At 61.8% G+C, this 13,376-nt stretch carries 9 protein-coding genes; all 9 read right to left on the bottom strand.

The features are described from left to right. Positions 1 to 13 precede the first annotated feature (13 nt). The 9 genes from ACWFUC_RS09885 to ACWFUC_RS09845 all read right to left on the bottom strand — a co-directional run bounded on the left by ACWFUC_RS09885 (position 14) and on the right by ACWFUC_RS09845 (position 13,365). On the bottom strand, positions 14 to 727 hold the full coding sequence (locus tag ACWFUC_RS09885) for a hypothetical protein (RefSeq protein WP_489624796.1): 714 nt from the start codon (positions 725 to 727) through the stop codon (positions 14 to 16). Next, a complete protein-coding gene (locus tag ACWFUC_RS09880; RefSeq protein ID WP_489637587.1) occupies positions 724 to 6,108 on the bottom strand; it encodes a two-partner secretion domain-containing protein in 5,385 nt (1,794 codons plus the stop codon). The genes ACWFUC_RS09885 and ACWFUC_RS09880 overlap by 4 nt, the downstream gene beginning before the upstream one ends. 3 nt (positions 6,109 to 6,111) lie before the next feature. Next, entirely contained in the window at positions 6,112 to 6,669 is a 558-nt protein-coding gene (locus ACWFUC_RS09875; protein ID WP_121044469.1) for a toxin-activating lysine-acyltransferase, read from the bottom strand. A gap of 5 nt (positions 6,670 to 6,674) precedes the next feature. Beyond that, positions 6,675 to 8,426, bottom strand: coding sequence for a ShlB/FhaC/HecB family hemolysin secretion/activation protein (locus ACWFUC_RS09870; RefSeq protein ID WP_489624794.1), 1,752 nt, complete (start codon positions 8,424 to 8,426; stop codon positions 6,675 to 6,677). A 366-nt stretch (positions 8,427 to 8,792) separates the two neighbouring features. Continuing rightward, positions 8,793 to 9,758: an NAD-dependent epimerase/dehydratase family protein gene (locus ACWFUC_RS09865; protein ID WP_489624793.1), complete on the bottom strand. Its 966-nt coding sequence runs from the start codon at positions 9,756 to 9,758 to the stop codon at positions 8,793 to 8,795. Next, a complete protein-coding gene (locus tag ACWFUC_RS09860; protein ID WP_489624792.1) occupies positions 9,755 to 10,738 on the bottom strand; it encodes a fumarylacetoacetate hydrolase family protein in 984 nt (327 codons plus the stop codon). The genes ACWFUC_RS09865 and ACWFUC_RS09860 overlap by 4 nt, the downstream gene beginning before the upstream one ends. Positions 10,739 to 10,741: 3 nt before the next feature. Next, on the bottom strand, positions 10,742 to 11,323 hold the full coding sequence (locus ACWFUC_RS09855; protein ID WP_039788055.1) for a cupin domain-containing protein: 582 nt from the start codon (positions 11,321 to 11,323) through the stop codon (positions 10,742 to 10,744). A gap of 75 nt (positions 11,324 to 11,398) precedes the next feature. After that, positions 11,399 to 12,214, bottom strand: a complete 816-nt coding sequence (locus tag ACWFUC_RS09850) for a cyclase family protein (protein ID WP_034331966.1) — start codon at positions 12,212 to 12,214, stop codon at positions 11,399 to 11,401. Further along, complete coding sequence (locus ACWFUC_RS09845; protein WP_489624791.1) at positions 12,211 to 13,365, bottom strand: MFS transporter; 1,155 nt, start codon at positions 13,363 to 13,365, stop codon at positions 12,211 to 12,213. Before ACWFUC_RS09845 ends, ACWFUC_RS09850 begins: the two co-directional genes overlap by 4 nt. Positions 13,366 to 13,376: the final 11 nt, after the last annotated feature.

Raw genomic sequence — 13,376 nt, 5'->3', positions numbered from 1 at the left:
TCTAAGAGAAAAATCAGATCAATCCTAAAATTGGCTTGATGGTGCTATTCATCTCCACATAGGTCTCATAGGTCATCTTCGGGTCGTCATTCAAAACAATGTAAACCCCATCCAACACGGGAGTAACCAATGGGCAAACTCCTTTAAGTCTCGCGATGACTTCCTCAGGCCCGTAGCCTAGGGCACGATGACAAAGCTCTGAGTCCCAGAACTGAGCTGGATGCAACGTATAAATACTATTTCTTCCATCAACATTAATTGACTTATCTTCTTTTAATTTAAAGTAAATAGGATTATCCGATGCATCTCTTCCTTGATATGAGAATGCGTAATCATCATAAAAAACTCCAGCACGATATCCAGAAAAAACCTCTATCACCTTAATAAAATCAGAATTTATGACATGGCGATAATTTATTTTTTTATTTGAAATTTTGAATTCGTAGATTAAATGTTCGTCGAAGGACCCCCGATCTTCGTAGATATATCTATCACCCCTATAAGCATAATCCCCAGCAATTCTTAATCCTCTAACGGGAGGTTTTATTGAATAGAGAGCGACCAGTCCATCTCCACATTCCGGTGCTGATGGAATCTCGCAACCCGCGATACTCAGCACGCCCTCCAAGCGGGACAGCCCCTCCATGATTCTTGCATGTCGCTCAGTTATTGTTTGGTTTTTATCTGGACGAGCATGAAGTCTTAACCTGATATTTTCTGAACTCATGGCTTTCTCACTCTGGTGGTAACAATATCGTCAAAAAGGCTTTCCCGAATAAATTCCGCCGCTTGGCGTTCAACCTTGGCGTTAGGAAACTCATATACAACCTTATAGCCAGGATTCTGCTCAATAGCGGTTTTAACACGCTGCATTGTATTCAAGATCTCTCTTTTAGTTGAATCGCTCCATAATGGGAGTTTAATTTTCGCATCAAGCAAAAGTAGCATCGATCCGTCCTTCGAAGTCTCGACGCCATCAAACTTAATAAAATTGACCCCTCTTTCGTTGGGATTATCGTATCGCAGCGCAGGAACCGCCATCTTCTTCGTATTCAAATCCGAGAATGCCCCGCTCGTTCCAGCCTGAAAATCCTGAGCATCCTGCTTTCCTCGCGGACTTTCTGCAACGTAAATCAAGCCCCTGTTTTCTCCCCCTAAAGCTCGCGCCTCCTTCTCTGTTAGAACGAGAGTATTCGTACTAGGAAGTTGCGTGTCTACCGGATTCCTGGTGACTTGATCCTTACCAGCAGACGGCAGGCCAACGGGAATCTCCTTCCCATCAGTCCCAAAATACCTGGCATCGCCGTAGCCTTTACCCTGAACACTATAATCTGCAGATGGCTTGTTGCCCTCTTCTACATTGGGTCCTTTTTCTGCAACTACCTTCTCAGGTTCAGCCGGGACGGGCTTTGTACTCGGCTCTGGATCAGTAGCACTGGTCTTCGTGCCTTTCTCTGCATCGGCCGCGCTGCTCTTCGTGCCTTGTGCAGATTTTCCTGAACCGATCGCCGCTACCTGCCCTATCCCGCCGACCGCCGTCAATGCATCTGCCAGCGCGGCATCACGCTCTTGCAAAGTCCATTGACTTAACGGAACGATTACTCTGAACTGTCGATTGGCCTCCTGCAATGCCGCTTGCATCAACTGGATTTGCTGCCCGTTCGAAAAATACTCGGCCTTTTCATCATCGGTCAGTTTCCCCTGATACAGCTTCCGATCAAGGATCGACTGTCTCGCGGTCGTAGCCTGCAGATCTTCCTCGACCTCCCGCTTATTCTCTCTACAGCTATCCGCATCCGAGCAAGTACGCTGCTGACGTGTCCGCCCGATCTGGTTGTAGGCTCTTTCCACGTCCCGTCGGCAGGAAGACGGATCTGGACTGGAGGAACAAGCCGCTTTCTTCCGCAGTCTCTGCTCGTCTTCTTCATGCTTGAGGTAATTGTTCGTGACCTCGTTGTAAGCGGCCGCCCCTCCCGCCACTCCGCCAACAGCCGTCCCAACCAAGGTACTCGACAAACCGGTCAACGCCTTTGCCAGACCCGCATCGATGCCAGCATCTTTCAATGCGGCCCCCACAGCGGGAGCCGTCAGCGTACCTGCGGCGGCACCGGCTGCGCCTGAAATTCCACCTGTCAGGCCGCCAACGACCGTATGCGCCAGAAGACGCATCGTCCCATCAGGGCCCCAGTTGCTCTCGATGTTACTGGCTTGATCCCGGAGCGCCTTCGCAACTTCCGGATCAGTTGTCGCATTTGCCAGCGCACGTAAATCTGTCGCTTTCTTCTCCTGCTCCTCGGCATAGTCTCCGATCAGCTTGGAGGCCTGCTGCCCAAACGCCTGCGTAATCTGCGCCTGCGCCTGCACATCCGCCTGCAGCGCCTGCCCATTCCAGGTCTTGTTCAACTTGCCGCTGGTATCCCGGTCACTGCTCACATCGGTATTGATGCTGGCAATGGTCTGCGCTGCAGTCTTGCCGGTCTTCGCCTGTTGGGCCGCGTCATCGGTGATCTTGATATCAGCCTGACTGATGCCGCTCCTGGTCGTGCTGCTCTCGCTGCCACTGGCGCTGCCTACACCGATCCCCGTACCGTTCATCGCGAGCTTCGAGCCATCAAACCCGGTCCCGATGCCAACGCTCTGACTCTCGGCCTTGTAGTCACTACGGTTCTGGATATCCGATTGCGTCAAGGTCTCAGTCGTCAGACTATTCTTGCCCTCAGCCGCAGCCTTGTCCGTGCTGGCAATCTTCGCGCCCTTCAGATCGGTATTGCCCGCCACCTTGATCTGGAAACCACCATCCCCGGCCTTGATCCCCGATTGCTCATTCACGCTGGCATAGTCACCGTCGACACTGCTGCGCGCGGCATTGAGGCTACCGCTCATCTTGCCCATGCCTACCGATACACTCACTCCAACACTTTGCTGATTGCTCTTGTACGTGCTGGTGTCTTGCAGGCTCTCGATGTTCAGATTGCCCTTGCCGCTGGTGCCAACATCCATCACCACTTGCTTGCCACTGACCACCGCGCCCTTAAGCGTCGTATCCGTACCTGATTCGATGGTGAGCTTGTTCCCCGCATCAACGTGTGTATTGACCTGCGCGACATCACTGCCGTCTCCGCGTCCACGGCTGCCGGATACCCCCGCATTGAAGAGCAATCCATCCGTGCCAAACGAAACACCTACCGACCCCGACATCCCCTTGTTCGTGCTGTGTTGTTCCGTCGTGCTCTGCGTGGCGAGGAGCCTGACCTCATTGTCAGCCTTGAGTGTGGCGTTAACGCCAGCCTTGATATCGCTGCCTTGGATAACGATGTTGCTATCAGTGCCGCCACCCGTGGCGGTGATGTTGACGTTGCCACCTGCAGTAACCGTTGATCCCTTGGCCGTATTGGCACTGGCTTCAGAGTGACTCTCGTTCTTGCTCGCGCCCAGGCTGATCGCAAGATTGATTCCGCCTACCTTGTCAGCGGCCGTCGCATCACGCGTCTCCGGCTTGCCATCTGCGCCCGTCTTGAGCGAGCCATCTTCGTTCCGGGCATTCGTCAGTACCTGGGGATTGTCCTTGCCTTCAACCGCAACACCCTGGCCGGTCTTGACCGCATCATAGGCATTCTTGCCCGCGAAGCCGATGTTGGCGGCGGCCAGCAATTTCATCCTTCCATCGGTGGTGCTCTCGGCCGCCTTCTTCATCTGCTGCACCGTCTGAATCGCCGACAACACCGGACTGGTGATCTGCAACGTCAACCCACTCTGCTTGAACACCACATCCTGCGTATTCCGCTCGCTGTCCGTCGCCGCCAGAATGCTGATCTGCCGCGCCAGGATATCGATGTCCCCCTTGGGAGCCATCACATTGCTGCCGACCTGCTTGTAGCCACTCCCCGCGCTGATGGCCACATTGCCCTCGGTACTGCCCACCGTGGACGACACCGCCGTGCTGCTGACGGTGCGGTTCTTGTTGTCCATCTCCTGCTTGCCGATGGTCACTCCAAAGCCCCCGCCGCTGAAGAGACCGCTGGTCACTTCATTGCGCACGTGCGTGCTGTCGGCCTTGTCGCTGGCAGCCAGGATATTCACATCACCCGCCGCCGCAATCTGCGTGCCGCGCGTGGAGACCACGTTGCTGCCCGTGACGTTCACATCCTTGCCCGCCGCCACGCTGACCGTATTGCCGGAAACGGTACTGCCCGAGGCTTGCGACTGGTCCACCTGATCCCGCGTGGTCACCGTCTTCTTTGACAGCCACCCGCTGCTGCCGCTGGTCTGGTGCCCTTCATCGACCTGCTGCCGTGATTCGGCAGTGCCGAGATTGACGTTGTTGGCCGCTGCCAGATTGATGGCCCCCTTGTCGCTGGTGGCGTTCAATCCCCGCGCATTGATATCGTTGCCTGCCATCACCCGCACATCGCCGGCGGCAGCGATGGTGCTGCCGACCTCGCTGCTCATCGCTTCCTTGCGATAGTTGTTGGCATCCACGCGATCCTGAATGCTCACGCCCGCACTGCCAGAAATTGCGCCGGCACTGTTGTCCACGGACGTGGCGGCACGGATGGCGAGCGCCTCCTCGGCACGCAGCTTGCCACGGCGGTTGTCGATCACGTCTGCATCAAGCGTGAGGCGCTTGCCGAGCAGGCCTTGCGAAGCGCCGCTCGTCCCCGTATTGCTGATGCTGGCGGCCTGTACCTGCAATGCCGCATTGGTCTGGATCTGGCCGCCCGTATTGGTGAGCGCCAGATTGCTGCCGCTGATGGAGAGGTCACCGGCGGCGGAGATCACACCGCCGCTGTTGTCCAGGCTGCGTTCGGTGCGCAGGGTCTGGCTCTGGCTGGCCAGCACACTGCCGCGCTGGTTGTCGAGCGACTGTGCCTGCACGCTGATGGTCGCGCCATGGAGACCCTGGTCGCTGGCACCGGTGTCGCGGTTGTCGATGCTGGCGGCCTGCAGGCGCAGGTTGGCGCTGGTGTCGAGCAGGCCGGCCCGGTTGTCCAGGGCACCGCTGCCCAGTGTCACGTCGAGATCGCTGGTGGCCTGCAGTTTGCCGCCACGGTTGTCCAGGCTGGTGGCCGCAATGCTGGCGGTTTGCGTGGACTGGATCTTGCCGGTGTTTTCGATATGGCCGGCGGCGCTGATGCGCACCTCGCCCGCGGCTGCGCCGATGGTGCCGGCATTGCGTACGCCCACACCGGCTTCGGTGCCGACCAGCACGATCTTGTTGGCATACATGCCACCCAGTTGCGCCACGTCGATGGAGAGTGAGGGCGTGTCACCTTCGCCGTCGAGTTTCTCGACGACCTGGTTGTCGGCATTGACGCGGTTGGCTCCGGTGGTGATGCGCAGATCGCGGCTCCAGAGGCCGGCGTTGATGCGGACGGCGCGCGCGATGATGTGGGTGTAGTCGGACTGGCTGCTGTCCAGCCCCTCGCCTTGCACCGTGACCGTGCCGCGCCGGACCACGAATCCATCCAGATTGCCATTGTTCATGATGGCCGTGCCGGTCGTCAGCGTGGTGCGGCTGGCATTGATGAAACCGCAGCCATCGCAGGTCACGCCGGACGGATTGGCGATGATGACCTGCGCACGGTCGCCAGCCACTTCCACGTATCCGCGCAGGAAACTGGGATTGGCCGAATTGACCTCGTTGAGGATCACTCCCGCAGTGCCGGTGGCCAGGTTGGGATTGCGCTGGATCCAGCCGCCCAGTCTGGTTTGCACGTCATTGCGGGCATTGTTGAGGATGGCCCCCGGCTTGTTGACGTCGAACTGGCTGTACGTATTGCGCGACACGCCTGCCGCGCTGGGCGTGGTGATGTTGACCTGCGGCAGGCCGTTGGCGGTAGTCACCACCACGGCCTGTTGCGAGCGCGGTGCCGACGGATCGGCCACGATCTGGGCCTGCGCGGCAGGGAGCGTCAGCAGGTGCGCGCCGGCCAGCACCAGCACCGCGAAGGCCAGCGGCTGCAGGCGCGCAGCGTTGAGCGGCGGCACGGCACTGGTGGCCATGCCGTCCGCACCGGGTGCCGCGCCATGGCTGCGGCCCAGTTCCGACACGGCCATGAGCAGGCCGCGAGTCTTGTTGAAGATGACGCGATAACAGAGCTTGTTCATGGTTCAGGCAGAGAGGGCAAGAGGATCGGCGGCGCTGGCAATGGCAGGCGTGGCAGGCGGATGCAGCGCGAACCAGGCGCGCGCCTCGCGCGGATGAACGGCCATGCCGTGCAGCTCCATGATGCGCATGCCGCGCTCCGCGCCACGGTGATAGAGGGTGCGCATGATGCGGGTGGCCATCAGGCGCTTGCGTACCAGCTGCATCATCAGGTTGGTGTGGCCGAAGGGCGCAATCCAGTCGAGGATCCACAGGCGCTCGCCGCTGCTCCAGTCTTCCTGCCGCATCTGTTCCGGCGAGTGCTGCAGGTAGCGCGCTTCCGCCGCCTCGTCGAGATCGGCCCAGCTCATGTAGAACACCGGCTGGCCGCGCTCGGAGACCAGCACGAAGCGGCCTTCCTTGATCGCCGGCAGCAGCAGCGTGGAGAGCGTATGCAGCGGCACATTGCGGTGACGCGCTGAATGCAGCCACAGCCAGGCCGCCGAGCCGAAGGCGGTGGCTTCGTTGAATTCGCCCGCCAGCAGGCGCGGCGCGAGGATCTCGAAACGGGGTGCGGGTGTCATGAGCATCAGTAGGACCAGGTGAGGGAGAAGCCGGCCGTGAGGCGGGCCGTCTCAAGACGTTCAGGTTTGGAAACCGGTGTGCCGGCGAAGGCTTCCCACGACAGGCTCTTGTAGCCGCCGCGCAGGCCCGCTACCGCGCCCGCCAGGTGCTTGCCAACCAGCAGTTGCGCCGAGGGTCCGGCGACTTCGCCGTAGTCGAGGCCGATGAAGAACTCCTGGCCGCTGCTGCCCAGTGCGGCCGCCAGCTCATTGCGCACGAACCAGCCGTGATCGGCCAGCAAGGTCATCTCGCCGTCGAAGCCGCGCACGGTGTAACGGCCGCCGATGGAGAAGCGTTCCTGCGGTGCCAGGGCGGTACCATTCCATTGGCCGCGTGCGGCCAGCGTGTAGCGCAGTGCCTGTCGTCCCCATGGCGCATCGAGGCTGAAGGGCTGGCTCAGGTTGAGGTCGAGCGTGGCCAGCGAGAAGCGCGCGCTGCCTTCGCCGAAGACGTCTTCCGGTGCCGGCAAGGCCGAGAATGCACCGGTGCCGCGCCGGTAGGCCAGGCTCAGATCGAGTGCGCCATCGGCGATGAATTCACGATGTGCGAGGCCCAGCTCCCAGCCTGCAGTGCGGCGGCGCTGGACCTCGATCTCGGTATCGTTGACGAAATTGCTGGCGCGCCGCAGGAAGGCCTTGGCCGAGACCGACGTCTTGCGCGAGGCATCGCGATAAACCATGCGGGCGAGCTTGATTTCGCTGGTCTCGCTCTGGCCGCGATAGAGATAGGTCTGCGTCAGGCCGGCGATGGTCTGGTGGTAGTCGCTGCTGCTGGTGGTGAAGCCCAGGTTCCAGTAGCCGAAGGGCAGCGAGTAATGCACGGTGCTGCCGCGCGATCCGCGCGGGCCGGCATGGCCGCCGCCCAGATCATGGTTGACGCTGACGTAGAACAGGTCATTGAGGGTCCACCAATTGTCATAGGACAGGGTAAAGCTGCCCTGGTATTTGCCGGTGGCATCGGAGCCGCTGTCGTCGACCGAGACCGCCAGCCGCAAGGGAAAAGCCTGCCGGTAACTGATGACCAGATCGCTCTGGCCGGGCAGTGCGCCTTCGCCCTGCGCAGGTTCGAGCTTGATGTCGGCTTCGGCGGTGGGGACCCGCTTGAAATTTTCCAGACCCTGTTCGATGTCGCGCAGGTTGAGCAGCTCACCGGGACGGACCGGCAAGGCATTCCATTGCGTGCCGCGTGGATCGGCATCGGCGGCGAAGCGTATCTGCCGCACGCGGCCCGGCAACAATGTCAGCATCAGCACGCCGCTGTTGAGATCCTGCGGCTCGGCCAGCACCCGCGTGGTGATGTAGCCGCGCGCGACGATGGCGTTTTGCAGGCGCGTCATCAGGGCATTGATGCCTTGCACGCCCAGGCAGCGCCCGTCCACTGAGGCCTCGTCCCCTAGCAGCCAGGCGAAACGCGCCGCCTCCTCCCCCCGCAGCTCCACACGCCGGATCGGATAGCACGGTGTCTCCTGCGCAGGCAGCGGCGGTGCGGGCGCGGCCGGCTCTGCGGGCAGGCGGACATCCGGTGTGGTTTCCTGCTGGCGGCGCAGTGCGCGTTCGCGCTCCTGCTCGCGCTGATACTGCTGCGTGGCCGGATCGGTCTGTGCCTGCGCGTAGTGCGCCAGGCCCCACTGGCCAAGACTGAAAGCGAAGGACAAAGCGGTCGCCAGCCTGCGTGGGCGCGAAGGGCCCCGCAAGACTCCCTGAGGATCTTGTTTCATGATTTTTAGTTGTGGTTCGGGCGGTGCTGAACGGGTGCGGACCTGTCACCCCTGATGGTCCGTCTGCCTGTTTGTGGCGACATTTCCGCAAGGAAAATATGCCGAGCGGCAATTTTACCCAACTTTACAGTCTCGCCAAACAAGAATTTGTTCGGCTGTTGCAAATCATGTTAGTTGATGCAAAGTCTCAAATAGTCCCTGAGATGTGAACTCAATGAATCCATATGGCAACGGAAACGGACTGATTGTCCTCAATGGATCAGCAGGGAGCTATATGCCCTGAGGGCAGGAAAGAGGGCCTGCGCGCAAATAATTCAGCGCAGCACAAATGCCGGGACGCGCAGCAAAACTGCGCGTCCGGAGAGATCAGGAATGGAGAGACAAGGCGCGCCGTACCAGTTCGGCAGGCGAACCATCATCACGCAAGCCAAGTCGGCGCGCGATACGGTCATCAAGTTCGGGATAGCGGCCAAACACCGCCTCCACCGGCTCTTGCGGGGCATAGCGCACAAGCGCATGGCCATCCACACGATACAAGGCCGAGAGCGTTGCGACCACTTCCTGCATGGATAGCCGCAATACGGGCAAGGCCCAGGTGCGTTCCATGTGGCTCTCGGTATCCAGCAACGGATCCATGACCGCCGCATGCAGCAGGTTCTCCGCACAACGTTGTGCCGACATCCACCACGCAGTGGCCTGCGGTCCGACCGGCAGCGTCACGGACTCGCCCGCCGCCAGCGCATGCAGCAGCTCGCTCATGAAGGCCGAGACCAATCCCGAGGCAGCACGCGGACGCGCCACGATGCCCGGCAGGCGCAGCGAACGGCCATCAAGCACACCACGGCGCGTGGCATCGGCCAGCAGGATTTCGCAAGCCCGTTTGTGCGCGCCATAGATCAGCGCCGGACGCGTGGGCGTGGCCGGGGTGACCGGGTCGGGCAAGGGCGTGCCATACACCGCAATGGTGCTGGCATACACTACCACCGGCGGCGCACTCCCCGTTGCCCTGCCTTCGGCCAGCAAGTTGAACAGGTCAAGCGTGGCATCCAGATTGACTCGGCGACTCAAGGCCGGATCGGCTTCGGCCGCACCGCCCGGCACCGATGCCAGATGAAAGCAGAGATCGGCACCGAACTGTGCCAGGCGTGACTGCACCTGGGCATCCTGCAATTCACCCTCGATGCATTCGACGGACTCGGGCAGCAAAGGCAACTTGCGGTCCATCGCCGCCAGCCGCGTAATACGCTGTTGGCCGACCTGCCCCACCTGGTGCAGCAGCTGCAGCAGGATCGCGCCGATGAAGCCGCCCGCGCCGGTGACCAGGACCCTCATGCTGCCTGCACCACGCGTTGCTGAACGATACCGAAGGGACCGGGACGGCCATCCTCGTAATGCGCCTGCATGCGCACCTCATCGCCGAAGTGCATGAAGCCGGTACGGACCTCGCCGTGATCGATCTTCTCGATCACGCGCCGCTCGGCGATGCAGGCTGAACCGGCCGCGCGCGCCACATTGGAGACCGTACCCGAACCAATGATGCAGCCCGCGGTGAGGCGACGGCTGTGCGCCGCATGCGCGATCAGCTGTCCGAAGGAAAAATTCATTTCACCGCCGTGCGGTTCGCCAAAGCGCGCGCCATTCCACTGCACCTGCAAGCGCATCTGCACGCGGCCATCGCGCCAGGCATCGCCCAGTTCATCGGGGGTGACGGCAATCGGGGCAAAGGCCGTCGAGGGCTTGGCCTGCAGGAAGCCGAAACCGGTCTTCATCTCATGCGGGCCGAGTGCGCGCAGGCTCCAGTCATTGAGCTGCACGACCAGGCGCACGGCCTGCAGGGCTTCGTCCGGTGTCGCGCCCATGGCGACCGGCCCGACCACCACCCCGAACTCGCCTTCGAAATCGATGCCTTCGGCTTCCGACCGCAGCGGCACGTCCTGATGCGGTCCGAGGAAATCATCACTGGCCCCCTGGTACATCACGGGTACGGTATCGAAATACGGAATCGGCGGTGTCTTGAAGGCTTCTTCCATCAGGCGTCCGTGATTGAGGAAGGCCGACGCGTCCAGCCATTGCGGTGCGCGCGGCAGCGGTGCCATGCACAGCTGCGCATCGAAGGCGATGGCACCATCAGCCCGGCCTTCATTGAGGGCCTGATAGCGCTCGGCCAGGGCGGGCGTGACCTCGTCCCAGCGCGCCAGCGCATCGATCAGGGTGCGCGCAATCCGCGGCACCGGCAAGGCGGTGGCGGCATTGCGCGCGACCAGTACCAGCGCGCCATCAGGCGTGCCGTCGCGCAGGGTGGCGAACTTCATGGCTTACGCTCCCTTGGCGAGTTGGGCGGCAATGGCCGGGTCATACTCGCCATCGACCAGGATGAACAGCATGCGGCAAGGCTTGCCGGAACGATTGGCCCAGGCGTGATTGGTGCCACGCTGCACGACCACGCTGCCGGGTTTCAGGGCGACTTCGCCACGATCCAGCACCAGCGTCATCTCGCCTTCGATGACGATGCCGTAGTCCACCGATTCCGTGCGATGCATGAGCGGATGGGGCGAGTCGGTCTGCACGGTGGATGCCGAAGCTTCGCCGATCTGGCTGAAGGCTTCGTGCATCTTGCTGTTGGCGCTGGCGAGGAATTCCTCCGTATCGGGCGGGATGTCGACGAAGCGCATGCGCGTGCCGCGCTCCGGCGGCGACAGCACCAGTGCTCCAAGGCTGGGATCAAGGCCATTGTCCACGCGCGCGGGCGTGGCGCTGGTGCTCCAGACTTCATGGAACAGCGTACCGGGAATGGCGGCCACTTCGACCACGGTCGGCAGCGGACCGTCGCTGCTGATGATGGATCGGCCTTGCGCATCGTGGCCGGTGACCACGCGGTGAATCGGGGGGAAGGACATCATGGGCTCCATTGAATCGCTTGAATCGCTTGTATTGCTTGAATCTGCTGATGGCTGTCCGTGCGGCGGCGATTATCAGGTTTCGTCGAAGATCGCGACCGCGCGCGTCCAGCCGGCACTGGCGCCACGGATCTTGTGCGGGAAGCAGCTGATGGTGAAGCCATGCGCCGGCAACGCTTCGAGGTTGTGCAGTTTTTCCAGGTGGCAGTAGCCGATGTCGCGGCCGGCCTTGTGGCCTTCCCAGATCAGGGACTTGTCGCCGGTCTCGGCGACCCGTTGCGCGGTATAGGAGAACGGTGCGTCCCAGCTCCAGGCATCGGTGCCGGTCAGGCGCACGCCGCGTTCGAGCAGGTACATGGTGGCTTCGTAACCCATGCCGCAGCCGGCACCGAGATAGTCACGGTGACCGTAGCGCGAGCCGGCGCGGGTATTGACCACGACGATGTCGAGTGGCTGCAGCACGTGGCCGATGCGCTTGAGTTCGGCTTCCACATCGGCGGCGGTGGCCACATAACCATCGGGGAAGTGACGGAAGTCCAGTTTCACGCCAGCCTGGAAGCACCATTCCAGCGGCACTTCATCGATGGTGATGGAGGGGCGCGCGCCGCCATTCTTTGCGTCTTGCGTGGAATGGAAATGCCACGGTGCATCCAGATGCGTGCCGTTGTGCGTGGTCAGCGTGACCCACTCGGCCGCTGCGGCCTCGCCATCGGGATAATCCTCGGGCTGCGTGCCGGGCAGCATGGCCATGAATTCGGGCAAGGTGTCGGCATGCTTCTGGTAAGTGATCTTCGGGGCCAGCGGGGGCGGGTCGGAGAGCACGTCGTTTTCAAGATAGATGGACAGGTCGACGAAACGATGACGGCGACGCGTCTGCAGGGATGCGGTCATGCCAGAGCCTCTTGAGGTTGAACGGCGACCGCACGCGGCAGCCGCGAGAAACAGATCGATGCCCCCACGCCCAGCACCACCGCCACCGGACCCAGGCTGCCATAGCCCCAGCCCTGCACCAGCGTGCCGCCGAGGATGGGGCCGATGGCCGCACCCGTCATCAGCATGGCGGGCGTGGCAGCCATGGCGCGGCCGCTGCGGTCCAGACGGGCCATGAGGCCGAAGGCGAAGGTGTGCGTGAAGATCATCACGGCAGCAAACACGGAAGCCGCTGCCGCATAAGGTGCAAAACGCAACGAACTCATGATCACCACCACCAGCAGCGCCTGCACCAGCGGGCCGGCCATCAGCACGCTGCGGGCGGGCAGCCGTTTCTCCAGCAGAGCGGCCAGCGGTGCGGGCAGCAGGTTGACGAAGCCCAGCGCGATGAGTACACCGGTGACCGCTTCCAGCCCGAAACCGCGATCACTGCCCACACGTTCCAGGAAACTGAAGGTCATCGATTGCACCAGCCCCATGCAGGCGATGCCGGCAATGCCGTACCAGACCTGGCGCGGCACCGGTTCGCGCGGCTTGGCGACACGCGGCAGGCCATCCGTCTCCGGGCGGGGAAACGCCAGGGCACACGCCAGCGCACCCATGGCCATCACCCCCGCGAAGAGATGGAACAAGGCAGGACCGCCCACGCTGGCAATGATCGGCGGCGCACTGCCCAGGAACAGGATGGCGAACACGCCCAGCGCGATACCCACCAGCGCAAAGCCCCGATGCGGATTGCTGCCGCGCGCGATGGTGCCATGCGTGACACTGAGCGAGAGCCCGGTGGTGATGCCGCACGCCGCATGCAGCAAGGCCAGCAGCAGGTAGTGCTGGGTCTGCGCCGCCACGGCGAACAACAGGGCCGAAAGGCCGAAGCCGATGGCCGCCTTCCAGCGCGCCGTCTCGGGATCGAAACGGGGTGCCAGCACGGCACTGGCCAGCACCGCGCCGCCCAGGAAGAGCGAGGCCAAGAGGCCAGCCTGGCGGGCATCGAAGTGGTAATGCGCCACCAGCGTGCCGACCCAGACCGGCAGCGCCACCAGGTCGATCATGCCGGCGCAGTGCGCCAGCATCAGCGCAGCCAGGGCGCGCTTGGAATAGGTCGTGATCATCTTGTCTCCTC

It is taken from the genome of Herbaspirillum sp. Her4 (assembly GCF_057961335.1).
This window is presented reverse-complemented; position numbering and strand designations above follow the sequence as displayed.

Excerpts from the sequence above, each read along its gene's own strand:
- ACWFUC_RS09870 (WP_489624794.1), bottom strand. The coding sequence starts at position 8,426 with ATGAAACAAGATCCTCAGGGAGTCTTGCGGGGCCCTTCGCGCCCACGC.
- ACWFUC_RS09855 (WP_039788055.1), bottom strand. The coding sequence starts at position 11,323 with ATGTCCTTCCCCCCGATTCACCGCGTGGTCACCGGCCACGATGCGCAA.
- ACWFUC_RS09875 (WP_121044469.1), bottom strand. The coding sequence starts at position 6,669 with ATGACACCCGCACCCCGTTTCGAGATCCTCGCGCCGCGCCTGCTGGCG.
- ACWFUC_RS09885 (WP_489624796.1), bottom strand. The coding sequence starts at position 727 with ATGAGTTCAGAAAATATCAGGTTAAGACTTCATGCTCGTCCAGATAAA.
- ACWFUC_RS09860 (WP_489624792.1), bottom strand. The coding sequence starts at position 10,738 with ATGAAGTTCGCCACCCTGCGCGACGGCACGCCTGATGGCGCGCTGGTA.
- ACWFUC_RS09865 (WP_489624793.1), bottom strand. The coding sequence starts at position 9,758 with ATGAGGGTCCTGGTCACCGGCGCGGGCGGCTTCATCGGCGCGATCCTG.
- ACWFUC_RS09850 (WP_034331966.1), bottom strand. The coding sequence starts at position 12,214 with ATGACCGCATCCCTGCAGACGCGTCGCCGTCATCGTTTCGTCGACCTG.
- ACWFUC_RS09880 (WP_489637587.1), bottom strand. The coding sequence starts at position 6,108 with ATGAACAAGCTCTGTTATCGCGTCATCTTCAACAAGACTCGCGGCCTG.
- ACWFUC_RS09845 (WP_489624791.1), bottom strand. The coding sequence starts at position 13,365 with ATGATCACGACCTATTCCAAGCGCGCCCTGGCTGCGCTGATGCTGGCG.